The sequence below is a fragment of the Corynebacterium sp. HMSC074A09 genome (genome assembly GCF_001811545.1).
Classification (GTDB): domain Bacteria; phylum Actinomycetota; class Actinomycetes; order Mycobacteriales; family Mycobacteriaceae; genus Corynebacterium; species Corynebacterium hiratae.
Genome location: NZ_KV805167.1, coordinates 48,986 through 71,161, shown reverse-complemented (window position 1 = coordinate 71,161; position 22,176 = coordinate 48,986). Strand labels below are relative to the sequence as shown.

Sequence of the window (22,176 nt, the reverse complement as noted above, 5' to 3'; positions counted from 1 at the left end):
TTTGGCTGTGGCCGGAAAGCAGACCTTGGTACTCGGGAACCAAGGTGAAACGTGAACCATGGGGACCACTGAGCCGTCATCATCGTGCTTGCGCCTACCCCGGCCCGGCGGCGAGCGACTTCCCACTGCATGAGGAGTACAGCGTCAGTCCATGCCGGCGCATGCAACAACTTTCGAAGAATGGCAGTGGTGAGGTGAAAGGGAATGTTTCCCACAATGACGCAGGGAGTGGCGGGTAACCGGAAGTTAAGGAAATCATCATGGACCACTTCGACCGCCGCCGAGGCGGTCTTTTTTGTGAGTTTGGCAGCTAGTTTTGCGTCTACCTCAACTGCCGTTATCGCCCTCCCCAAGTGGGCCATCGGGTGAGTGAGGGCACCGCTTCCTGGCCCGATCTCAATGATGGGGCCGGAGGTTTGTTTCACAAGATCGACGATGGAGTTGATGATCTTGTGGTCTGTGAGAAAATTTTGGCCATGCTCGTGACGGCCGTATCCGTATGCAGACATCAGGTGTGCTCCTTGGAGTTGAAACGGAGCCGGGCATGACAAATAGCCGCCCGGCTAAAGGACCGGAGCGGTTTCTAACCTGCGGGAGGGAGAAAACCGCCTTAGCGGCTGGTGAGCGGCCGCATGAAAACGGAACCTGAAATCAACATGGGCCTATCGTATCCAATTAATTTCGCAGGGTCCAATACGGTGAGAAAGAAGACAACCGCACCGCAACAGTGCAAGACCTCTCTGGATTGGAATTTGTCCTACCTTCGGCTCGTCGTACAGACGCCACTGGCGTATTTTGTCTCTGGGCAACGAGGGGGAGTTACCCCCACCTCCGGATGTTTTTAAGGTGCACCCCTTATTACGCTGTGGTGCGGGAGTAGTTTTGTCCGACTGATCGGACTACCCACCGACGTGGGGCGGGTAGTTCGAGGTCCCAGCAGATGATCGCGTCGATTTCGCCGCGTTCAAAGGATGCCACCATGGCGTCGTAGTCGGGGCGAGCCACATTCTTCTTTGACGCGGAAATGGACTGATCGACGTAGTTATGTCCTATGTCCAACGTCCAAGCCACGCTGCTTTGCAATGGCTTCACAGTCCTGACGCTGCCGGTCGATGGTGAGGCCATCCACGTCAGCGTCTCGCGAGATACGAAGGTAAATAGGAGCGCGTGTTGCCAAACGCTTTTAATAAGGCCCTTAGCTAACATTGAACTTAAACTCGACCACGTTCCGTAGCCGAATAACCTTTGGAGCCGCGCCGTCAGTTAGCAGAGATGTGGCACCGCAGCGCCTAGGCAAGAGGAGGCAGATGAGTATCGACGATATCGCGGACCACGTCGATGTCGACGCCGAAATACTGGTGCACCAGGATGTTGCGGAAATCCCGAATCTGAGGCCAGACGATCTCAGGGTGCGCGCCGGTGATCTCATCGGGAAGATGGTTCACGGCTTCGCCGGACTGCGACTCACAGCGGCACCGCCTCGGCGAGCGTCGAAGCGGATACCGGGTGCCTGAGCAACTGGGCAGGAAACACGTCGATGCCATCGCGCCCGAACAGAGCGCGACTCTCCTCGAGCAGACCAGACGCACGCATCAGGAGACGTCCCTCCGCAGGGTCCATCCCGACGAGGATGTCGATGTCCGATCCTGCAGACGCGGTGCCGCGCGCGACGGACCCGAACAACTTCGGGTTGGTCGCGCCGTACCGATCGATGAGCACCTGGAACTAGTCAAGACGCGCAACGAGAATCCCGCGTAGGGCAAGCGTCTCAGGCGTCATGACGGTCTCAGACATGCTTCCGGGGGAAACGGGCCCGGCAGCACGTCGACATGGAGCTTTGACATTGAAGCGGAACTCCACCGCGTTCTTAAGGGCCGACGACATTCTCCCGTCTCACCGCCGCACCAGGCGGCACTGACGCGCTGCCACCACTTACAGCCGGTCGTCTCGCCCGCCCGCCATGACGCACTCAACGAACGAGCGATAGAGCAGGCTTACACGCGTCTCGCACTAAACGACCGGGCAGCAGCGTCACGGAGGTTCCGAAGTAGCGGCTATCGCAGTGCACCTAAGGGTTTGGTGAGGGAACCAGCCATTCGGCAGCGGTACGGAACGTAGCCCTCAGTTGCGGGTGCTCCCGCACGATCTCTCGCTGCCGCTCCGCCGGCAACCCGAGCTCGTGCAAGACGTTGAGGATTACGACCGCGGTCGTCACCTCGACGACGGCGATCAGCTCCTCGATGGAATGGTTGGGCGTTCTGCCCTCGTGCGCGAGGTCATTGCGGGCGCGCGTCGTCCACTTCGCCCAATGGTCGACATCCGGTAAGAGCTGTGCGATCGCTTCCTGATCGGGTCGCGCGGCGAGGGCATGGAGCCGATCACGGAGGGTCGGGTCGTTGCGGATCGCCCCCTTGAACCTGTTTCGGTGCTCATCGGGAACCTGCGCCAGCATCGCCTCTCGCATCGCCCTGAACTCCGCGTTGGGGAACGGTTTCTCGTCGATGCGGAGGTTGCGGTGCAACACCTCGGCAGCATCGACTGCCGTCAGAAGATTGTTCTCAACAAAACGGGCCGGTGCGTAGCGCAAGCCCAAGATCATGTTTGTCGCTGCCTCCAGGCGGCCATGGGCCTCGCACCATCGGGGCATGACCTCCTCAAATGGGATCGAGCCGCAGGTGAAGAACATTCGGTGGTGATCGACGACTTTCGCGTCGTGTTTTCCAAGCGCGGCCGGTGAGTAGAGCACATCGGCACGTCGGCGCGGCAGCGGGCGGCCATCAGGGAAGTGCGACTCGGTCCCGGCAACTTCCAGTCGGAGCCAGATCACTCCGGCCGCGCGATGCGTCGCCAGGGAGATCAGGTCCTGCACCAGGCTCGCCTCCTGCAGAGCAACACTCAGAGAGAATGGTTCGGCTGGCACGACGCAGATGGACACCGTGTCCCGCATACGTCCGACGCTTCCTCCCTTGCGCTGGTCGAAGAATGGAAGCGTGTGCGTGTGCTGAAGGCGATACTCAGTGTCGTCGACCACGACCGATTGCGCCTCGACCGGCTTCACCGAGATACGCCCGGTCCCATCGATCTTGCCGTCGGGAGCCCCGAGGGATCCTTCGAACACAGAAGACGCCGCCCAGAGACTCAGATCCTCGACTGAGACTTCTGCCCTAGCGAACGCCGGATCCGCGTCACCGCTGACATGCGCGCCGATGATGGCGACCGTCGCGGTCACGGTCTGCTTATCAGGGCTCGCCACTCGCGCACCCATGGTCCTTCTGGTGCTCCTAGGAACACAGCCAAGCAGTGTGATCTCCCTGAGCTCGGCCACACCGTGCATGACTTCCCAGGTGCGGGTTCCTTCGTGAACAGCAGTCCATCCAGACGAGTCCGTCGTCAAGATCCGATCCTCGAAGGTGCCGATCAGCGACAGAGAGAGACCATCTTCCGGGTCGTACCGTAGGACACCCGGGACCTTCTCGCTAGGGGCTTCCGGCAGCCACCACACGCCAGCCCACTCGCCGGCCTTGTCGAGGTTGAGAGGATCATTAGGCATCGTACTCCCGGTCCCGGGCTCCTTCCTGTCTTGCGGCCAGATGTCAGGTCGAAAATCTTTACTCCACCACATGCCCCCCACGTAGGACAATCTACAGCGAGATCATGGTCAACTGAGATCGGATGCGGCGACTGGCACACAATCGCAGTTCGACGCGACGGCACAGCCCTCGCAACTGGCAACAATCAGCGAGGGCAGACCGACGTCGCCCGGTGGACACACGTGTCCGGGGTCTTTGCCGGCTACCTACACACCGTCGGCTTACACGAAGACGGCACCGTCGTCGCCGTCAGCGACGACAGCAGAGGCCAGTGCGATGTCCAGTCATGGACCGGCATCACAGCGATCGCAGCCGGAGCGAGACACTCGCTCGGGCTGCGGGCGACCACACCGAGCAGCAATGCAATGTCAACGCCTGGGCCGCTCGACCACAGATGAACTGAAGTCCAGCGTGCCCGATAATCGGCGGTCGATCACACGTTGAATCTAAACTCCACGCAGACGACATCCTCAGCCTGCTAGACCTCGCAGACCGCCAGCTCGCCAGCAGCCGCTTTGACACGAAGCTCTCACCGCCTACCGGGCGCGCAGTTCCACGGGCACAGCCTTAAAGCTTGCGGATAAGCTCTGCATCAGCCACGAGGTTTTGCGTGAGCTTCTCAGCTTCAAGCCCACTCAAGTCACAGCTGTCGAAACGGGCCAGCCAGTCGGCCCGAACAGCGGGGGAGTCGAACCAGGTTGCGCGCTCGGCTTCAATATCCTCGATGCCGCTCAAGGTACGGCCGTCGCGGGTGCGGATCTCGAGGTCGTCGACAAGCGGGGCAATCGCTTGAAGCCCTGGGACGATGGCTTTAAAGCCCGACGTATGGGAAACCTCATTGGTCCAGCGCGGGTAGCGGCTCACACGCTGCGCCTCCAGGTAGCGCTGGACCACGCCCAGCCTGGAGACCTCCTGCGCCACCGCCAGGCCCACGACCTTCACGCGGAAACCCGCAGACCGAAACTTGGCTATCTCACCCGCGATGAATTCCGGGTTGGACAGCGTGTTCTCAATGATGAGGGAGTGCCCGTGCTGACGGCCATACTCAATCAGCGAGGACATCCAATAGGGCACCGGCCCATTGGTGAGTACGTCCATGCGTAAGGGATCGCGCTCCACAATCTCGTCGAGGGCGGGGTGCAGCTTCCGAATCTCATCGGAATCAAGGACCGCGTGACCGTTCTTTACCGATTCAATGGCCGTTGATTTGCCTGACGCTGGCTGCCCCGCCACATAAATGACCTCTGGAACAGCCGGACCATGAGCATTCGATCGGCCGAAATAGCTGGCTTGCAGAGTCTTTAGCCGTTGCTCCATAACCTGCGGATCAACGGGGAAGTCAGCGGCAGAAAGCATAGGCTATGCCGCTTTGTGCTCGGAGGAGAGGGCTTCAAGCCGCTGCGCAAAGAGAGCCGCAGCGGATCGGATGGCTTCGATGTCAGTTGCATCAACCTCGCCAACCATGTCCTCTACCAGCCAGTTCTGGCGAATCCACCATTGCGATTCAACGTCGTTGCCTGCTTCAGCGGCCCTAGTGAGGTAGGCAGCTTTCAGCGAGGACGCAACCTCCTTCATGGCGTCGAAGGCTGCGTACTCGATCTCCGGGACTTTGGCGGTGCTCATGGCGCTAAGAATAGCAGCGCCACGGCGGTTTTAGCCGTTGATAATCTGCGGGTACGCCAGGCCCTTGAGGCCCTCGGTGCCGAACTCCACGCCGTAGCCGGAGGACTTGATACCGCCGAAAGGCACACGCGGATCCACGGCACCGTGGCTGTTGATCCAGGTGGTGCCAGCCTCCAGCTGAGCAGCAACTTCCAGAGCGCGCTCGCGGTTGGAGGACCACACGGAGGAGCCCAAGCCCACGTCCAGCTTGTTGGCCTGCTCGATGGCCCAGTCGAGGTCGGTGTACTTGATAATCGGCAGTGCCGGACCGAACTGCTCCTCGACGACCAGCGGGTTATCCGGGTCGATATCCGCCACCAGGGTGGTGGGGTAGAAGTAGCCCGGCGCGTCGTAGTCCGGGTCGCCGCCCAGCAGCACGCGGGCACCCGAGTCCTTGGCAGCGTTGACGAGCTTGTCAACGATGTCGAACTGCTGCTTGTTCTGCAGCGGGCCGAGCACGTTCTCTTCCTCCAGGCCCACGCCCATCGGGGAGGCCTTGGCCACCTCGATGAGGGCTTCGCAGACGGCGTCGTACAGCGACTCCGGCACGTACACGCGCTTCATCGCCGCACAGGTCTGGCCGGTGTTGATGAACGCACCCCAGAAGAGGTCGCCGGCGATCTCCTTCGGGTCGGCGTCGTCCAGCACGATGCCGGCATCGTTGCCGCCGAGCTCCAGCGTGAGGCGGGTGAGGTTGTCGGCGCTGGCCTCCACGATCTTCTTGCCGGTGGCGGTGGAACCGGTGAACATGATCTTGTCGACGCCCTCGTGGGTCGTCAGCGCCGCACCAACCTCACCGGCACCGCTGACGACCTGCAGGATGCCCTCCGGCAGCACGGAGTTCACGACCTTGAGCAGGCCTAGTACGGAAAGCGGGGTGTACTCGGAGGGCTTGACGACGACCGCGTTGCCCATACGCAGCGCCGGCGCAATCTGCCAGATGGTGATCATCATCGGCCAGTTCCACGGGCCAATAGCTCCAACGACGCCGAGTGGGCGGTAGTTGACGGTGGCGGTGATGTCATCATCGACGGCCGTGTAGTTGGGGTGCTCGAAGGAGGCGGTAGCATTCAGCCACGCAGAGCAGGCGCCGACCTCGAAGCGGGCGTTCGGGCCGTTGAGCGGCTTGCCCTGCTCACGGGAGAGCAGCTCCACCAGCGCTTCGGCATTGGCCTCCACCGCAGCCGCAGCCTTGGTGAGCAGCTCGCAACGCTCTTCGTCGCTCAGCTTGGCAAAGTCCTTTTGTGCCGCGCGTGCGGTCTCAACTGCAGCGTTGAGGTCCTCTACGGTGTTTTCTGGGGCGCGGCCAACGACCTCACCGGTGGCGGGGTTGAGGATGTCACGTCCATTCTCGTCCGTGATGGCGTTGAGCAGATCAGCGTACGTGGCGAACTGAGTCATGAGATCTCCTTCAGGGAAGTCGAGGGCCCCGCGAGCAAAGCCCAAAAGTTACTTTTGTTTAGGATGTTACCTGCACCACATCTACAGGCTTGACTCTGAGTGCACACAATTTGTCCAAAAATGTGCCAGTTCTCACGATATGATTCCAGTTATGTCTTCCTCCGCCGTTGAACATTTCGATATCGCGTCGTGGCGCACCGCGTCATCCGATTCTTTTGGACAACTCGACGTGGACGCCGAAGACCCCTCTTCCTTTCACGCCACGCTGCGCTCCACGAAGGTGGGGGACATATCCCTCTTCGACATGCACACCTCCCCGCACACCGTGAACCGATACAAGGTTTCCACCGACGAGGTCCCTTTTTGCAAGCTCAGTTTGCAGATCACAGGCTCCTCAACCATGAGCCAGGACGGGCGAACCTGCGAGCTTCGCCCGGGGGACCTAGCGCTATACGTCACCCAGCGGCCCTACACCCTGCGCTATCCGGAGGAACAAAACACCCTCATTGTTCACTTCCCACAGAGCTTCCTCGACATCTCACCCGCGCAGATCCAACGCCTCACCGCGAATCCGATCTCACGCTCACACGGCCTCGGCGCGGTGGCCGTGCCCCTCTTTGAACAGCTTGCCAAGAACCTGGACCTATTGAAGGGCCCGCATGCCACGGCCCTAGTCCGCTCGGCGCTGACCATGCTGGTGTCAGTCTTGGCCTCCGACGTCGCCGACGAACCCTCTGCAGGCACACTCCTGTTCAACCAGGCCACCGCCTACATCGAGAAGCACTTGGGCGACCCGGACCTAGGCCCGAGCACCATCGCCCAAGCACTCTTCGTATCGGTACGCCACCTCCACGCCAAGTTCTCCGAACAGGGCCTCTCCGTAGGCAGCTACATCCGAACGAGGCGCCTAGAGCACATCCGCAGAGAACTCGTGGACCCGCGGCACTCCGAGGAATCGATCAGCCACATCAGCGCCCGCTATGGCCTGCACGATCCCTCGCACCTGTCACGCATCTTCAAGGCGGAGTACCACAAGTCACCGAGTGCGTACCGAGCAGCGGCCAGCGAATAGCACCGGCAAGTTTGGCATAAAAGACAATGCTGGCACCTCTCACAAAGGAGGTGCCAGCATCATTATCAGCGAATTTAATGCACTATTTATGCATTCGCGTACGGGTCGCGCATAGCGATGTACTGCAGCGAGGTGTACTCGTCCAGGCCCTCAGCGCCGCCCTCGCGGCCCATGCCGGACTGCTTCACGCCACCGAATGGGGCAGCGGCGTTGGAGATGACGCCGGCGTTGAAGCCCATGAGGCCGAACTCGAGGCCGTCACCGATGCGCCACATGCGGTCCGAATCCTCGGTAAACACGTAGGAGGCCAATCCGTACTCGGTGTCGTTAGCAATCTCAATTGCTTCCTTCTCATCGGAGAAGGTCAGGATCGGAGCAATCGGGCCGAAGATCTCCTCCTGTGCCACGCGGGCATCACGAGGAACGTTCGTCAGAACAGTGGGGGAGTAGAAGTAACCCTTGCCCTCACCCGGCTTGCCACCGACGATAGCCTTGGCGCCCTTGGCCACGGCATCGTCGACAAGCGCGGTGATGTTATCCAGCGCCTTCTGCTCCACGAGCGGACCACAGGTAACGCCCTCGTCGAGGCCGTTGCCCACCTTGAGCTCACCGATGCGCTTGGCGAACTTCTCCGCGAACTCATCAGCGATGGACTCGTGAACGATGAAGCGGTTGGCGGCGGTGCAGGCCTCACCGATGTTGCGCATCTTGGCGCCCATTGCGCCCTCGACGGCCTGGTCAATGTCGGCGTCCTCAAAGACGATGAACGGAGCGTTGCCGCCCAGCTCCATCGAGGTGCGCAGGACGTTGTCCGCAGCTGCCTTGAGCAGAGTCTTGCCCACCGGGGTGGAGCCGGTGAAGGAAACCTTGCGCAGACGAGAATCCGCCATGATCGGCTCGGAGATAGCAGACGCAGACTTACCGGAGACCACGTTGACCACGCCAGCCGGAACGCCAGCATCAATCATGGTCTGTGCGAAGTACTGGGTGGTCAGCGGCGTCAGCTTGGCCGGCTTCACCACCATGGTGCAACCAGCGGCGATGGCCGGTGCAATCTTACGGGTAGCCATGGCCAGCGGGAAGTTCCACGGAGTGATAAGCAAGCACGGGCCCACCGGCTTACGACGGGTCACCATGCGCAGGGTGCCCTCCGGCGCCGGCAGGGTACGGCCGTAGTCACGAACGGCCTCCTCGCTGAACCAACGCAGGTACTCAGCGCCGTAAGTAACCTCACCGTAGGACTCTGCCAGCGGCTTGCCCATCTCCAGGGTCATCAGCGCAGCGAACTCGTCCTTGCGCTCCTGCACCAGGTCAAAAGCACGGCGCAGCAGGTTGGAGCGCTCGCGGGTGGACGTGCGTGCCCACTCATCCTGCACGGCGCAGGCGGCGTCCAAAGCCTTCTTCGCATCCTCAGAAGTAGCGGAGGCAAGGGTGGCGATAACTTCACCGGTTGCCGGGTTTTCCACGTCGAAAGTGGATCCATCGGAGGCGTCTACCCACTCACCGTTAATCAGCAAGCCAGTCGGAACCTTGGCCAGCAGCTCGTCAATATTGACCTTGTTGTTTTCACTCATGGTTCTTTTTTACCCTCCCAAATGGAATTTGTCTGCCAGTTGGCGTGCCGCACCCGAAAGAAGTTGAACATCCGCCCCAACCAGGGCAAATGATGCGCCGGAAGCTATGTATTTCTGGGCCTGTTCAAGGTTGAAAGCGTTGACGCCTACCTTCTTTCCGGAAGCGCGCACGGCTTCAAATGTGTGATTAACCGCCTCGATCACATCCGGATGGGTCTGCTGACCCAGCAGCCCCATGGAGGCCGCCAGATCAGAGGGACCGACGAAGATGTTGTCCACCCCGTCAAGAGCCACGATTTCTTCCACGTTCTCTACCGCGGTCGCAGACTCAATCTGCACCGTGAGGCTCACCGTATCTGAGGCATTGGCGAGGTAGTTCTCCACGCCGTTCCAGCGTGAGGAGCGGGCCAGCGCCGAGCCCACGCCGCGCACGCCGCGGGGAGGGTAGTGCATGGCTGCTACGGCAGCCTCGGCTTCCTCGACGGTATCAATCATGGGCACCATCAAGTTTTGTACACCCAGGTCAAGGTACTGTTTGATGAGTGCCGTGTTGTTTACTGGCACGCGGACCACGCGCGTCACGCCGTAGGCGTCGGTAGCCCGCAGCAGAGAGAGGATGGTTTCGAGGCCATAGGGCGAGTGTTCGCCGTCGATCAGCGTCCAGCTAAAGCCAGCCGAGGCGATGATCTCCGCTGCAGCCTCCGAGCCGGAACAGATCCAGGCGCCAACGAGCGGCTGCTCGGCCTTTTCTAGGACGTCCGCGAAAGTGGGCGGCAGCTTTACTGGAATCGGCATGTGATGGACCCCAACTTTCCATAGTCTGCATGGACGGTATCGCCCGGTTCAACCCACATGGGCTTGGTGAAGGAACCGGCCAGGATGATGTCGCCGGCGGCAAGGCTATCGCCGTGCGCATGAAGCTTGTTGGCAAGCCAAGCCACGCCCATTGCCGGGTGGTTGAGCACAGCCGCGGCCACACCCGTATCTTCGATGGATTCGTTGCGGTAGAGCAATGCAGACACCCAGCGCAGGTCGACGTCTGCGGGATCCACCGGGTTGCCGCCGTAGATCATGGCGCCGAGGGCTGCGTTATCCGAAATGGTGTCGACAATGGTGCGTCCCTCCATCTCAATGCGGGAGGAGAGGATCTCTAGAGCAGGGACGACATACTCAGTAGCGCGCAGCACGTCGAAAATGCTGCAATTCGGCCCCTTTAGCTCCTCCTTGAGCACGAAGGCCAGCTCAACCTCGATGCGGACGTTGGAGAACTGCGCGTGCTCGATAGTGGAGCCGTTCTCATAAACCTGGTCTTCAAAGATTGCGCCGTAGTCCGGTTCGGTAATTCCCGTGGCCTCCTGCATAACCTTGGAGGTCAGGCCAATCTTACGACCGACGAGACGGCGCCCGTCTTCGATGCCGCGGCGCACCCACTCGCGCTGCACCGCGTAGGAATCCTCGATGCTCATCTCCGGGAAACGGGCGGTCAGCAGCGGGACCATTGAACGGTCCTTTTCGGCTTGCGCCAATTCATCTGCGATAGCGATGTGCTGTTTCTCATCCAGCATGTATTTCGCTCCTTACTATGTTGTTAGTTGTTAATCGTTGCGGTTTCACGTGAAACGACAACGCGGCCCCGCGTTATGTGCGCATTATCGACGCCGCGGGACCACGTTAATCAACCTGAGTGCTTAGGCCGTTTTAGAGCTGGTTACCCAGCTTGTACTCGCCCTGCTTCCACTCCGGCATCTCGTCCGAATCTTCCTTACGGGTGTAGGAGAAGCCGTCCGCACCAATAGTGGCCTCCAGTTCGGACTCGTCCTCGCGAGCGACCAGCGGCACCGGGTTGCCGTCCAGGTCAAGGACGGTGGAACCGTCACGGTACCAGGACGGAACAACCGGGGTTCCCCACCAGTCACGGCGCTGGTTATCGTGAACATCCCAGGTCACGACCGGGTTATCAGGGTCGCCGGTGTAGTAGTCCTGGGTGTAGATCTCCACGCGGTGGCCATCCGGGTCACGCAGGTACAGGTAGTACGCGTTGGAGACACCGTGGCGGCCTGGGCCGCGCTCAATGCGGTCGGATTCGCGCAGCGCACCCAACTTGTCACAAATCGCGATGATGTTGTGCTTCTCGTGGGTAGCGAAGGCGATGTGGTGCATGCGCGGGCCATCGCCACCGGTCATGGCGGTGTCGTGCACGGTCGGCTTACGGCGCATCCATGCAGCGTAAACGGTTCCTTCCTCATCGCGAATGTCCTCGGTGGTGCGGAATCCGAGCTCTTCCATGTACTTCACTGCGGCAGGAACGTCCGGAGTGATCTGGTTGAAGTGATCGAGGCGAACGAGCGCACCAGGGATGTGGGCGTCGTATGCCCAGGCCAGACGCTCACGGTGCTCAACCTCGTAAAAGAACTCGTACGGGAATCCCAACGGATCCTGTACACGCACGGAGTCACCGATGCCCTTGACGAAGCCATCCTTGTTACGGCGAACCTCGCAACCACGCGCCTTGTAGAACTCCTCGGCGAGGTCCAGATCCTCCGGCGAACGAACGCGGAAGGAGAATGCAGCGACGGCAGCGACGGGGCCCTGACGCAGCACGAGGTTGTGGTGGATGAACTCCTCGTAGGTGCGCAGGTAGATTTCGTTCTCGTTTTCCTCGGTCACGACGAGACCGAGGGTGTCAACATAGAACTTACGGGATGCAGCGAGATCGGTAACGATGATCTCCATGTAGGCGCAACGCAGAATGTCGGGGGCCTGAATGTCAGCCATGATGGCTCCTTAGTGTGAATTAGTAATGGGGGAGTGGAGAGGGCATGCAGACGTTACTGGTCCTGCTTGCCAAAGACCGGGTTGTGCACCTTGTCCAGGTTGATGTGGACGGCCTGCTGGTCGGTGTAGAAGTCGATCGAGCGGTAGCCGCCCTCGTGGCCCAGGCCGGAAGCCTTCACGCCGCCGAAGGGGGTGCGCAGGTCGCGGACGTTATTGGAGTTGAGCCACACCATGCCGGCCTCAACGTTCTGGGCAAAGTTGTGGGCACGTTTCAGATCCGAGGTCCACACATAGGCGGCAAGACCATACTTCGTGTTGTTCGCCAGCTCGAGTGCCTCTTCGTCGGTATCGAACGGGGTGATAGCAACAACGGGACCGAAGATCTCTTCCTGGAAGATTCGTGCGTCCGGCTTGACGTCAACGAAGACGGTCGGCTGGACAAAGTTGCCTTCCTCGAAGCCTTCCGGGCGCTCGCCGCCGGCGGCCAGGGTGGCCTCCTGCTTGCCAATCTCGATGTAGGAGGTGACCTTCTCGTAGTGCTCCGGGTGGACCAGGGCGCCGACCTCGGTGGTCGGATCGGAGGGCAGACCCACCTTCACGCGCTTAGCCTGGGCGGCGTAGCGCTCCACGAACTCATCGTAGATATCGCGCTGAACCAGGATGCGGGAGCCAGCGGTGCAACGCTCACCGTTGAGGGAGAAGACACCGAAGATACAGGCGTCGATAGCGGTCTCCAGGTCGGCATCGCTGAAGACGATGGCCGGGGACTTGCCACCCAGCTCCATCGACAGGCCCTTGAGGTGCGGGGCTGCGTTGCCGAAAATGATCTGGCCGGTGCGAGATTCACCGGTGAAGGAGATCAGCGGGACGTCCGGGTGCTTAACCAGCGGGTCGCCGGCGTAGCCTTCCTCGCCGAAGCCGTTGACCAGGTTGAAGACGCCCTTCGGCAGGCCAGCCTCCTCGAAGATGCCCGCCCACAGCTGTGCGGACAGCGGAGTGAACTCAGCAGGCTTGAGGACGACGGAGTTACCGGTGGCGATGGCCGGGGCCAGCTTCCAGGACTCCAGCATGAACGGGGTGTTCCACGGGGTAATCAGGCCCGCCACGCCAATCGGCTTACGGTTGACGTAGTTGATCTGGCGGCCCGGTACCTTGTAGGCGTCGTCAGCCTGGGCGACAATCAGGTCAGCGAAGAAGCGGAAATTCTCCGCAGCGCGCTTGGCCTGACCGTTGGCCTGGGTGATCGGCAAGCCGGAGTCGAAGGATTCCCAAGCAGCGAGCTTGTCTGCGCGGCTTTCGACGATGTCGGCGATCTTGTTGAGGACGCGGGCGCGCTCACGCGGCAGCGCCTTGGACCATGGGCCGTTCTCGAAGGCGTCCTTAGCGGCGGCGACCGCCTTGTCAATGTCCTCCGGCTTGCCAGAGGCGGCCTTGATGTAGGTCTTATTGGTTACCGGATCCAAGACCTCGAATTCATCGCCGTCGATCGACGGGACAAACTCACCGTTGATGTAGTGAAGAATCTTCTCTGGAAGGTCGGTGGGCTTAGCAGCATCGTTGTTGATAGCCATGAGTGCTGTGAACTCCTTAATCGTTTTTCTTGCGATAGGTGTTGAGGGTGGCCAGTCGGTGTTGCCTGGCCACTTTTTCTATGTAGGCGGGTTCCGCGCCAGCCTCAATGAGGCTGACCAATTGCTCGTGCTCGCGCGTTGACTCTTGGGCTCTCTCCGGCACGTAGCGGAAGGTCGAGACGCGGTGGTATTCCAATTGCTTCCATTGGTCCACCACCAAGTCCTTCAACCTCTCGTTCGGGCACTTGGAGAAGAGAACGCTATGAAATTCTTTGTTGAGCTGGGTAAATTCTTCTGGATCGTGGTGGATATCGAGCTCCCGCATGCGCTGGTTGATCTCCCGCGCCCGGGCAATATCCTCCGCGTTGAGATACGGGGCGGATTGGGCCGTGGCATTGGCTTCCACGGTGGCCACGATGTCCATGGATTCGTAGTAGGCCTCGCGATTGTAGGTGGTCACGCTGGCACCGACGTTGCGTTCGTAGGTGACCATCCCTTCCGCTTCGAGTTGCCGAATAGCCTCACGGACGGGAACTACGCTGATCCCCAGTTCATCCGCGATTGTTGCCAACACGAGGCGATACCCGGGCTCATAGTCGCGAGTCCGAATCCTTTCACTTATCCAGTTATAGGCTTGTTGGGATTTACTTTCCCCGGCTGGTGCTGCGGTTTGCGTCATTGACCACCTGCCTTTCCATCACGGAAAGCGATGTAGGCTTCCTTGTTCGCTCCGGTCGGCGGGAAGAGCCCATCCAAGCTGGCGCCTTCCTCCACCTGGGAGGCGACCCATTCGTCCTCGTGCTCCTTAGCCAGGGCACCTTCGGCGACTTCGGCTGCGATATCGCGGGGGATGACCACGACGCCGTCATCATCACCAACGATGATGTCACCCGGGAGGACGGTGGCGTTGCCGCAGGAGACAGCGATATCGCTATCCCACGGGACATGCTTGCGGCCGAGAACGCACGGGTGTGCGCCCTGCGTGAAGACGGGCAGACCAATCTCCTTAACGGCCTCGTAGTCTCGCACGCCGCCGTCGGTCACGACGCCTGCGGCACCGCGGACCTTCGCCCGCAGCGCCAGAATGTCGCCGAGTGTTCCGGAGCCGGATTCCTGGCGGGCCTCAATAACGATGACCTCGCCCTCTTTGACGGTGTCGAAGACCTTCTTCTGCTCGTTGAGACCACCGCCATGAGACTTAAACAGATCCTCACGGCCAGCCACGAAGCGCAGCGTGCGGGCAACGCCCACCATCTTGGTTCCCTTAGCCTGCGGGTACACGCCTTCGATCACGGATTGATTGATACCGCGCTTGCGCAGCTGAGCGGACAAGCCGGCGGTCGGGGCCTTCTCCAGGGCCGCCTTGAGCTCTGGATCGAGGCCGACCTCATCCTTAGGAGGAAGTCCGGCGGATTCGCGGTCACCGTAGGCGTCCTCGCGCTGCTTATCGTCCACGTACGGCAGGTTGCCCAGCTGCGGATCGAAGGAAGCGGGGACTTCCTTCACGGTGGTCTTCAGCCTGCCGGAGCTCACGCCACCTGGCACGTCAACCTCGACCTCAACAACGTCACCAGGCTCAATGACAGAGGAGCCGGCCGGGGTGCCGGTGAGGATGATGTCACCGGTCTCCAGCGTCATGTGCTGGGATAGGTCGGCCACAAACTGTGCGAGCGGGAAGATGAGATCCTCATCAGAAGATGTTCCCTCCTGAACAACCTCGCCATTGACCCAGGTGCGGAGGCGAAGACCCTTGGGGTCGATCCCTTGGGCGTCGATAAGCTCCGGCCCGATGGGGGTGTATCCATCGCGGGATTTGGAGCGGGTGTTGGAGCCCTTGTCCTGCACCTTGTAGTCATACAGACCAATGTCGTTCGAAGCCGTCACGTAGGCGACGTGTTTCCACGCATCCTCAAGCGATACGTTGCGGGCCGGGGTTCCGATGATGAGCGCGATTTCTCCCTCAAAAGCCAGCAGCTCCGTTCCCTCGGGGCGTTCAACAACCCCGCCCGATTCAGCCAGCGTGCTGGTCGCCTTGAGGAAGTAGCTCGGGGTCTTGGGCCAGCGACCGCGCTGCGCCGCGCGGGACTCAAAGGCCACATGGACAGCGATCATTTTGCCCGGTTTAACCGGCAAGAACTCAGGTACAGCCATGAAGAATCCTTAATTGTGAACAAATCCTTACCCAGATCGTATATTATCCCTACCACCACCGCAAGTGGTTCAACTCACACACATTTCCATATATGGCACACCGCATGCCGAAAGGAACCAGAATGTCGCACACATCTGTCACGCCGGCAATTTCGACGGCCGAACGCCGCCGCGTCGTCGCCGCGACAACCATTGGTACCGCTATCGAGTGGTACGACTACTTCCTCTATGCCGCAGTGGCCGGACTCGTGTTCAACCAGCTCATGTTCGGCCCGCTCGAGGGTGGCCTAGCCACCATCATTTCCTTCCTCACCGTGGGATTGTCCTTCCTATTCCGACCCGTCGGCGCGTTTCTGGCAGGACACTTCGCGGACCGCTTCGGCCGCCGCGTGGTCCTCATGGTCACGCTCCTCGCCATGGGTGGTGCGACCACCCTCATCGGCCTTCTGCCCACCTACGAGACCGCCGGAATCTGGGCGCCGATCCTCCTCATCACCTTGCGCATTATTCAGGGCATCTCCGCAGGTGGCGAGTGGGGGTCCGCCGTACTCATGGCTGTGGAGCACGCACCGAATGACAAGCGCGGTCTCTACGGCGCCGGCCCGCAGATCGGCGTGCCAGCTGGCCTGCTGCTCTCCTCCGGCGTCCTCTCCATCATGAACACCATTGCGCCTGGCGACGCCTTCATGAGCTGGGGCTGGCGCGTACCTTTCCTGCTCTCCTTCGTCCTCATCCTGGTGGGCTACCTCATCCGCATGGGCGTCGACGAATCCCCGGTCTTTGAAGAGATTGCGGAGCGTGAAGAAGAGGAAGCCACCAACCCCATTGGCAAGCTCTTCAAGAACTTCACCCCGCTAGTCGTTGTTGCGGCCCTCGTTTTTGCAGGTAACGGCACCGTCGGCTACATGACTACGGGCGGCTATATTCAGCGCTACGCCACCGATCCCGACGGCCTCGTTGCCCTCGACCGCGGTGACGTCCTCAACGCGGTGACCGTCTCTGCCGTCACGTGGGCATTGATGACTTTGTTCGCGGGATACATCTCCGACTATATCGGCCGCCGAAACACCTACCTCATCGGATTCATCCTGCAGGGAATCGGCGCTGCCGCCCTTTTCCCGCTGGTTAATACGGGCAGCCTGGGGCTTCTCTACGGCGCACTCATTTTCCTGACCGTCGGCCTGGGCCTGACCTATGGCGCGCAGTCCGCGATGTACGCCGAGCTTTCCCCGCCTCCATTCGCGCCACCGGCGTGTCCATCACTTATGCGCTTGGCTCGGTGTTGGGCGGCGCCTTCGCCCCCATGATCGCCGCGTCGCTCGTGGAGGCTACCGGCACCACCTTCGCGGTGTCGGGCTACCTCGTCTCCGCCTCGATTGTCGGCTTCATCTGCGCTTTCATCCTGCGCGAGCGCAAGGGAATCGCACTCGGCGCAGAGCACGAGTCCGAGCAATCTCAGGGACACTTCATCTTCAGCCCGCGCTAGGCGACGTCCCGGGCGCAGATCATTGTGCAGGAGCCGCGTATCATATATGATTCTAGAAATAAGGCCCAGCTCACATCCTCCAGACGCCTTGAACTGAGTCACCACCTCCACGAGCAAAGCTCACAGAGCGATGGGGGAGTAGATACCACCCCCATCACTCGCTTTTGTTCTCGACCACGACAACCCGCTGACTAAGGAGTCCACAGTGCAGTTCCACCACAACGGCTACGTTTCGGAAGATCCCCGCGTGCACGAGCCCGCCGGGTATGGCATCGATCGCGCCTCTGAGCTTCCCGATGAAATGGACGTCCTCATTGTGGGCTCCGGCCCGGCCGGCATGATCGCGGCCGCGCAGCTAGCAATGTTCCCCGACGTCAACACGCGCATCATTGAACGCCGTCCTCACCGCCTCGAGTTGGGCCAGGCCGACGGCATCCAGTCCCGCTCCGTAGAAACCTTCCAGGCCTTCGGCTTTGCCAAGGAAATCACGGAAGAGGCCTACGAAATTACCGAGATGTCCTTCTGGAACCCCGATCCGCAGGACCGCTCCAAGATTGTTCGCGGCGCCCGCCCGATTGACGACGAACACGGAATCTCCGAGTTCCCCCACCTCATTGTGAACCAGGCTCGCGTGTTGGACTACTTCGCCCGTTACGCACGCCGAGCACCCGGCCGAATCGCCCCGGATTACGGCTGGAACTTCGTCTCCCTTGAGGTAGGGGAGGGCGACTACCCCGTGACGGTGCACCTCGAGGATGTCGACGGCAACCCGCGCGACGTACGCGCTAAGTACGTCGTGGGCTGCGATGGCGCAAAGTCCCGTGTCCGTAAGTCCATTGGCCGCTCGCTCAAGGGTGACCAGGCCAATCACGCGTGGGGCGTCATGGACGTTGTCGTAGATACCGATTTCCCGGACTGGCGCACCAAGTGCGCCATCCACTCACAGGCTGGTTCGATTCTGCACATCCCACGTGAGGGCGGCTACTTGTCCCGCATCTACGTCGACCTCGGCGTCGTGCCGGAGGATGACAACCACAAGGTCCGCTCCACCCCGATTGAGAAGATCATCGAGAAGGCTAACGAGATTTATTCGCCCTACTTCATCGACGTCAAGATGGTCGCTTGGCACTCGGTCTACGAGGTGGGCCACCGACTTGTCGACGCGTTCGACGATAACAACGAGGATCCGCGCGTCTTCCTTACAGGCGACGCCTGCCACACCCACTCGGCCAAGGCCGGCCAGGGAATGAACGTCTCCATGCAGGATGGGTTCAACATCGGTTGGAAGCTCGGCCATGTTCTCGACGGCCGCGCACCGAAGGAGCTCCTGACCACCTACCACGGTGAACGCCAGCCAGCTGCCCAGAACCTCATCAACTTCGACCGCGAGTGGTCCACCCTCATGGCCACCCCGACCGAAGAGCTCGATGATCCCGAGGCAGTCGAGAAGTACTACGTTTCCGCGGAGGAATTCGCCGCCGGCATGATGACGCAGTACGAAGAAAACCTCATCGTCGGCAGCACCGAGCACCAGAAGCTGGCCGTCGGCTTCCCGGTGGGCAAGCGTTTCAAGTCCTACGAGGTTCTGCGCCGCTGTGACGCGTACCCCCAGCACCTGGGCCACCAGCACACCGCTGACGGCCGCTACCGCATCTACGCCTTCGCTGATGCACCCAAAGCCGGCGAAACCTCGAAGCTCAGCGAGTGGGCCGAGAAGGTCGGCCCCATCCTCGCCAAGTTCACCCCTGAGGGCGCCGATGAGAACACCTACTTCGACGTGAAGGCCATCTACCAGCAGACGGATCACCACGAGTACGAAATCCTCGACGCTCCACTCCTGTTCCGGCCCCGCAACGGCAAGTTCAATATCCCGAACTGGGAGAATGTTTTCAATGCTCTGCCGGGAGACAAGGATATCTTCCACACCCGCGGCATTTCCCGCGACGGTGCCGTCGTCATCGTTCGCCCGGACCAATACGTAGGAGCGGTCCTTCCGCTGGATGACCCAGCTACCGTCGAGGACTACTTCTCTTCCGCGCTCATCAAGCTCACCTAGTTCCGGTTTCACGTAAAACCAAGAGGGCTCAGCACAACGCTGGGCCCTCTTTCAATGCCGCCGCTAAGCCACCACGGACAAAAAGAAACCTAGGTGCTGCCAAGTGCAACACCTAGGTTTCACGTGAAACAACCACGCTTCGACTTCTACTGCAGGAGGGTCCTATCGGACGTCGCTCCCTTAATCTTCGCGAACTCCGCCATGAGATCCTCCACTGTGAGCTTCGCCTTCTGCTCGGCGTCAGCGGAGTAGATGATCTCACCCTCATGCATCATGATGAGGCGGTTTCCCACCTGCAGTGCTTGGGCCATGTTGTGCGTCACCATCAGGGTGGTGAGCTGGCCTTGCTCCACAATGCGCTTCGTCAGTGTGGTCACCAGCTCCGCGCGTTGCGGGTCGAGGGCGGCTGTGTGCTCATCCAGAAGCATCACCTTCGGGTTAGTAAAGCCGGCCATGAGCAACGAGAGGGCCTGGCGCTGACCGCCGGAGAGCAGCCCCACCTTGGTCCCCAGACGCTTCTCTAGGCCGAGCTCGAGGGATTCCAGCTGTTCCACAAAGATGGCCCGGCGCGCGGAATTGAGACCCAAGCCGAGGCCGCGCTTCTTGCCGCGCAGGTACGCCAAGGAGAGATTCTCCTCAATCGTGAGGTTTGGTGCCGTACCCGCCATGGGGTCCTGAAAGACGCGCCCGACCTTCCTTGCACGCTTGTGCTCCGGCTGGCTCGTCACCTCCTGGCCGTCGATCGAGATCTTTCCCGAATCCGGGATGAGCCGGCCCGCAACGGAGTTCAGCAGTGTCGACTTTCCCGCACCGTTAGAGCCGATGACAGTGACAAAGTCACCGGAGGCAAGTTCCAGGGAGACGTCGCGAAGCGCACGGCGTTCGTTGACCGTACCTGGGAAGAAGGTCTTCGAAATCTTATCTACTTTGAGCATGATCTAGGCCTTCCTCTTCCCACGTACCTTCGTCATACGCGGCACCAGCAGAGCGACAATAACCAGCAGCGCCGTGATGAGCTTCATGTCATTCGGGTTGAGGCCCACCTGGAGCGCAGCGAAGATGATGAGACGGTAGATCACGGAGCCCAAGGCCACCGCCACCACGGCCATCCACAAGCGCGACTGGGGGAGCACCGCCTGTCCCAGGATGACGGATGCCAGACCAACCAGGATGAGTCCGATACCCATCGAAATGTCGGCGAAGCCCTGGTACTGCGCGATGAGCGCACCACACAGGCCCACCAGGCCATTGGACAGGGCCAGGGTCAGGATCTTGGTGAAATCGGTGGAAACGCCGAAGGAGGTGATCATCTGCTGATTGTCACCCGTCGCGCGCAGCGAGAGTCCCAGATCCGTGGACAGGAACCACACGATCAGCAGGCAGAGCAGCACCGAGCCCACAGCGAGCAAGCCCACCCCAGCCCAGGACCCCATAACCGCATCCAGTGGGGTAAACACCGAGTCTTGGGAGAGCAACGGAACGTTGGCGCTGCCCATGATGCGCAGGTTGATGGACCACAGACCAATCATCGTGAGGATACCCGCAAGCAAACCGTCGATGCGGCCCTTCGTGTGCAGAAGCCCCGTGATGCAGCCGGCGATAAAGCCGGTGACAAAGCCTGCGGCCGATGCCAGAAAGGGATTGACCCCATTCGTAATGAGCACACCGGCCGTCGCAGCCCCAGTGGTAAAGGAACCATCGACGGTCAGGTCCGGGAAGTCAAGGACGCGGAACGTCAGGTAGACGCCCACGGCCATGACCGCATAGATGAGACCTAGCTCGAGTGCACCAATCACAGCGTCTCAGCCTTCTCCAGGATCTCCTTCGGTACCTCGACGCCCTGTGCCTTCACGGCATCCTCGTTAATGACGTAGGTGTACTCAGAGGCGGTTTCTACCGGGGTCTCGGCTGGGTCCTCGCTGTCCTGAAGGATGCGCAGCGCCATCTCGCCGGTCTGGCGGCCCAGTTCCTTGTAGTCGATACCGATGGTAGCGGCAGCGCCACCTTCAACGGCACCTGAGTCCGCTGCGATGACCGGGATGGTCTTGTCATTCGCTACCTTGATGAGCGAAGAAATGCCGGAAACAACCATGTTATCGGTCGGCACGTAGATGGCATCGACATCGCCCAGCGCCTCCACGGCCTGCGGTATCTCCGTCACGGAGGTCACCGTCTGCGACTTCACCTCAATATCCTTCGGCTTGGCGGCCTCCGCCAACTGCTCCACCTGCACCTTGGAGTTGACCTCGGCGGAGGAGTAGACCACACCGACGGTCTTGGCGTCCGGAACCAGTTGGGTAATCAGCTCGACCTGCTCCTCGATGGGGGCGGCATCAGAAGTACCCGTGACGTTCTTGCCCGGCTTATCCAGCGCCTCCACGAGCTCCGCCTCGACGGGGTCCGTCACCGCGGTGAACAGAAGCGGCTTGTCCTTGATGGATTTGCTCATGGCCTGGCCGGCCGGGGTGGCGATTGCCAGGTAGAGGTCGTGGTTAGCGTTTGCCATCTGCTGCGAGATGGACACCGCGGTGCCTTGCTCGCCGTTGGCATTCTGAACATCCCAATCCACATCCACGCCCGCTTCCTCGAAGGCTGCTTGGAACCCTTCGGCGGCTGCGTCGAGGGAGGGGTGCTGAACAAGCTGGTTAATTCCGATGGAGAAGGAGTCCCCACCTCCGGAGTCCCCGCTGGCGCTTTCCGACGACGAGGAGCAGCCCACGAGGGCTGCTGCGCTCAACGCGATAACTGAGAGAGCGGCGGAAGTTTTAGAGAACATTTCGGTCCCTTTCTACTCAAGAATGACAGTAGTGACCGTTATTTAATCCTCTTTTCACCCTC

At 60.7% G+C, this 22,176-nt stretch carries 21 protein-coding genes and 1 pseudogene; 4 read left to right on the top strand and 18 right to left on the bottom strand.

Features of this window, described 5'->3' with window-relative positions:
* From erm to HMPREF2807_RS11320, 5 genes are all read right to left on the bottom strand, one after another.
* Positions 1 to 509: 23S ribosomal RNA methyltransferase Erm (gene erm / locus HMPREF2807_RS11340; RefSeq protein WP_118853200.1), on the bottom strand; the 509-nt coding region annotated here is incomplete at its 3' end.
* A 349-nt stretch (positions 510 to 858) separates the two neighbouring features.
* Positions 859 to 1,092, bottom strand: coding sequence for a recombinase family protein (locus tag HMPREF2807_RS11335; protein WP_224784272.1), 234 nt, complete (start codon positions 1,090 to 1,092; stop codon positions 859 to 861).
* Positions 1,093 to 1,289: 197 nt separating this feature from the next.
* On the bottom strand, positions 1,290 to 1,544 hold the full coding sequence (locus HMPREF2807_RS14305; RefSeq protein WP_081636726.1) for a HepT-like ribonuclease domain-containing protein: 255 nt from the start codon (positions 1,542 to 1,544) through the stop codon (positions 1,290 to 1,292).
* Positions 1,465 to 1,719 (bottom strand): nucleotidyltransferase family protein, encoded by a 255-nt coding sequence (locus HMPREF2807_RS14250; protein WP_232745419.1) that lies wholly within the window; start codon positions 1,717 to 1,719, stop codon positions 1,465 to 1,467. The genes HMPREF2807_RS14305 and HMPREF2807_RS14250 overlap by 80 nt, the downstream gene beginning before the upstream one ends.
* A 349-nt stretch (positions 1,720 to 2,068) precedes the next feature.
* Entirely contained in the window at positions 2,069 to 3,550 is a 1,482-nt protein-coding gene (locus tag HMPREF2807_RS11320) for an ApeA N-terminal domain 1-containing protein (RefSeq protein ID WP_070512995.1), read from the bottom strand.
* A 30-nt stretch (positions 3,551 to 3,580) separates the two neighbouring features.
* Here HMPREF2807_RS11320 and HMPREF2807_RS14400 point away from each other — a divergent pair, with 30 nt between their 5' ends.
* Entirely contained in the window at positions 3,581 to 3,988 is a 408-nt protein-coding gene (locus tag HMPREF2807_RS14400; RefSeq protein ID WP_232745421.1) for an RCC1 domain-containing protein, read from the top strand.
* A gap of 169 nt (positions 3,989 to 4,157) precedes the next feature.
* On the opposite strand, the gene HMPREF2807_RS11315 is transcribed toward HMPREF2807_RS14400, so the two are convergent.
* Genes HMPREF2807_RS11315 through HMPREF2807_RS11305 form a run of 3 tightly spaced genes read right to left on the bottom strand, consistent with a single transcriptional unit; the run spans position 4,158 to position 6,653 of the window.
* Positions 4,158 to 4,946: a zeta toxin family protein gene (locus HMPREF2807_RS11315; RefSeq protein WP_070512990.1), complete on the bottom strand. Its 789-nt coding sequence runs from the start codon at positions 4,944 to 4,946 to the stop codon at positions 4,158 to 4,160.
* A gap of 3 nt (positions 4,947 to 4,949) precedes the next feature.
* Positions 4,950 to 5,213: a hypothetical protein gene (locus tag HMPREF2807_RS11310; protein WP_070444618.1), complete on the bottom strand. Its 264-nt coding sequence runs from the start codon at positions 5,211 to 5,213 to the stop codon at positions 4,950 to 4,952.
* 30 nt (positions 5,214 to 5,243) lie between these two features.
* Positions 5,244 to 6,653, bottom strand: coding sequence for an aldehyde dehydrogenase family protein (locus HMPREF2807_RS11305; protein ID WP_070512987.1), 1,410 nt, complete (start codon positions 6,651 to 6,653; stop codon positions 5,244 to 5,246).
* 151 nt (positions 6,654 to 6,804) lie between these two features.
* Between HMPREF2807_RS11305 and HMPREF2807_RS11300 the strand changes: the two genes are divergently transcribed.
* A complete protein-coding gene (locus HMPREF2807_RS11300; protein ID WP_070512985.1) occupies positions 6,805 to 7,725 on the top strand; it encodes an AraC-like ligand-binding domain-containing protein in 921 nt (306 codons plus the stop codon).
* Positions 7,726 to 7,811: 86 nt separating this feature from the next.
* Here HMPREF2807_RS11300 and HMPREF2807_RS11295 read toward each other — a convergent pair whose 3' ends face one another.
* The 7 genes from HMPREF2807_RS11295 to HMPREF2807_RS11265 form a co-directional block, all read right to left on the bottom strand.
* Positions 7,812 to 9,299 (bottom strand): NAD-dependent succinate-semialdehyde dehydrogenase, encoded by a 1,488-nt coding sequence (locus tag HMPREF2807_RS11295; protein ID WP_070512982.1) that lies wholly within the window; start codon positions 9,297 to 9,299, stop codon positions 7,812 to 7,814.
* A 9-nt stretch (positions 9,300 to 9,308) separates the two neighbouring features.
* The gene (locus HMPREF2807_RS11290) at positions 9,309 to 10,094 is read right to left on the bottom strand and encodes an HpcH/HpaI aldolase family protein (RefSeq protein ID WP_070512979.1); all 786 of its coding nucleotides are present in this window, start codon (positions 10,092 to 10,094) and stop codon (positions 9,309 to 9,311) included.
* Positions 10,079 to 10,864, bottom strand: a complete 786-nt coding sequence (gene hpaH / locus HMPREF2807_RS11285; protein ID WP_046648741.1) for a 2-oxo-hept-4-ene-1,7-dioate hydratase — start codon at positions 10,862 to 10,864, stop codon at positions 10,079 to 10,081. The genes HMPREF2807_RS11290 and hpaH overlap by 16 nt, the downstream gene beginning before the upstream one ends.
* A gap of 133 nt (positions 10,865 to 10,997) precedes the next feature.
* Positions 10,998 to 12,074, bottom strand: a complete 1,077-nt coding sequence (gene hpaD, locus HMPREF2807_RS11280) for a 3,4-dihydroxyphenylacetate 2,3-dioxygenase (protein ID WP_070512976.1) — start codon at positions 12,072 to 12,074, stop codon at positions 10,998 to 11,000.
* Positions 12,075 to 12,127: 53 nt separating this feature from the next.
* Positions 12,128 to 13,645, bottom strand: coding sequence for a 5-carboxymethyl-2-hydroxymuconate semialdehyde dehydrogenase (hpaE, locus tag HMPREF2807_RS11275; RefSeq protein WP_070512973.1), 1,518 nt, complete (start codon positions 13,643 to 13,645; stop codon positions 12,128 to 12,130).
* 16 nt (positions 13,646 to 13,661) lie between these two features.
* Entirely contained in the window at positions 13,662 to 14,324 is a 663-nt protein-coding gene (locus HMPREF2807_RS11270) for a GntR family transcriptional regulator (RefSeq protein ID WP_046648738.1), read from the bottom strand.
* Positions 14,321 to 15,796 (bottom strand): fumarylacetoacetate hydrolase family protein, encoded by a 1,476-nt coding sequence (locus HMPREF2807_RS11265; RefSeq protein WP_049155578.1) that lies wholly within the window; start codon positions 15,794 to 15,796, stop codon positions 14,321 to 14,323. Before HMPREF2807_RS11265 ends, HMPREF2807_RS11270 begins: the two co-directional genes overlap by 4 nt.
* A 122-nt stretch (positions 15,797 to 15,918) precedes the next feature.
* Between HMPREF2807_RS11265 and HMPREF2807_RS11260 the strand changes: the two are divergent.
* Both HMPREF2807_RS11260 and HMPREF2807_RS11255 read left to right on the top strand, forming a co-directional pair.
* Positions 15,919 to 17,282 (top strand): annotated as a pseudogene (locus tag HMPREF2807_RS11260) (MFS transporter).
* Between the two features lie 205 nt (positions 17,283 to 17,487).
* Positions 17,488 to 19,338: an FAD-binding monooxygenase gene (locus tag HMPREF2807_RS11255; protein ID WP_070512972.1), complete on the top strand. Its 1,851-nt coding sequence runs from the start codon at positions 17,488 to 17,490 to the stop codon at positions 19,336 to 19,338.
* Positions 19,339 to 19,484: 146 nt separating this feature from the next.
* Here HMPREF2807_RS11255 and HMPREF2807_RS11250 read toward each other — a convergent pair whose 3' ends face one another.
* Genes HMPREF2807_RS11250 through HMPREF2807_RS11240 form a run of 3 tightly spaced genes read right to left on the bottom strand, consistent with a single transcriptional unit; the run spans position 19,485 to position 22,114 of the window.
* A complete protein-coding gene (locus tag HMPREF2807_RS11250; RefSeq protein WP_070512969.1) occupies positions 19,485 to 20,273 on the bottom strand; it encodes an ABC transporter ATP-binding protein in 789 nt (262 codons plus the stop codon).
* A 3-nt stretch (positions 20,274 to 20,276) separates the two neighbouring features.
* Positions 20,277 to 21,134 carry an ABC transporter permease gene (locus HMPREF2807_RS11245; protein WP_070512966.1) on the bottom strand — a complete coding sequence of 286 codons (858 nt, stop codon included), beginning with the start codon at positions 21,132 to 21,134 and terminating at the stop codon, positions 20,277 to 20,279.
* Entirely contained in the window at positions 21,131 to 22,114 is a 984-nt protein-coding gene (locus tag HMPREF2807_RS11240) for an ABC transporter substrate-binding protein (protein WP_070512963.1), read from the bottom strand. Before HMPREF2807_RS11240 ends, HMPREF2807_RS11245 begins: the two co-directional genes overlap by 4 nt.
* Positions 22,115 to 22,176 lie beyond the last annotated feature (62 nt).

What these genes read in the sequence shown, in the direction of transcription:
- hpaH (WP_046648741.1), bottom strand. Translation starts at nt 10,864, where the DNA reads ATGCTGGATGAGAAACAGCACATCGCTATCGCAGATGAATTGGCGCAA.
- HMPREF2807_RS11290 (WP_070512979.1), bottom strand. Translation starts at nt 10,094, where the DNA reads ATGCCGATTCCAGTAAAGCTGCCGCCCACTTTCGCGGACGTCCTAGAA.
- HMPREF2807_RS11310 (WP_070444618.1), bottom strand. Translation starts at nt 5,213, where the DNA reads ATGAGCACCGCCAAAGTCCCGGAGATCGAGTACGCAGCCTTCGACGCC.
- HMPREF2807_RS11295 (WP_070512982.1), bottom strand. Translation starts at nt 9,299, where the DNA reads ATGAGTGAAAACAACAAGGTCAATATTGACGAGCTGCTGGCCAAGGTT.
- HMPREF2807_RS11240 (WP_070512963.1), bottom strand. Translation starts at nt 22,114, where the DNA reads ATGTTCTCTAAAACTTCCGCCGCTCTCTCAGTTATCGCGTTGAGCGCA.
- HMPREF2807_RS11305 (WP_070512987.1), bottom strand. Translation starts at nt 6,653, where the DNA reads ATGACTCAGTTCGCCACGTACGCTGATCTGCTCAACGCCATCACGGAC.
- hpaD (WP_070512976.1), bottom strand. Translation starts at nt 12,074, where the DNA reads ATGGCTGACATTCAGGCCCCCGACATTCTGCGTTGCGCCTACATGGAG.
- HMPREF2807_RS14305 (WP_081636726.1), bottom strand. Translation starts at nt 1,544, where the DNA reads ATGGCATCGACGTGTTTCCTGCCCAGTTGCTCAGGCACCCGGTATCCG.
- HMPREF2807_RS11320 (WP_070512995.1), bottom strand. Translation starts at nt 3,550, where the DNA reads ATGCCTAATGATCCTCTCAACCTCGACAAGGCCGGCGAGTGGGCTGGC.
- HMPREF2807_RS11250 (WP_070512969.1), bottom strand. Translation starts at nt 20,273, where the DNA reads ATGCTCAAAGTAGATAAGATTTCGAAGACCTTCTTCCCAGGTACGGTC.
- HMPREF2807_RS11315 (WP_070512990.1), bottom strand. Translation starts at nt 4,946, where the DNA reads ATGCTTTCTGCCGCTGACTTCCCCGTTGATCCGCAGGTTATGGAGCAA.
- hpaE (WP_070512973.1), bottom strand. Translation starts at nt 13,645, where the DNA reads ATGGCTATCAACAACGATGCTGCTAAGCCCACCGACCTTCCAGAGAAG.
- HMPREF2807_RS11300 (WP_070512985.1), top strand. Translation starts at nt 6,805, where the DNA reads ATGTCTTCCTCCGCCGTTGAACATTTCGATATCGCGTCGTGGCGCACC.
- HMPREF2807_RS11265 (WP_049155578.1), bottom strand. Translation starts at nt 15,796, where the DNA reads ATGGCTGTACCTGAGTTCTTGCCGGTTAAACCGGGCAAAATGATCGCT.
- HMPREF2807_RS11270 (WP_046648738.1), bottom strand. Translation starts at nt 14,324, where the DNA reads ATGACGCAAACCGCAGCACCAGCCGGGGAAAGTAAATCCCAACAAGCC.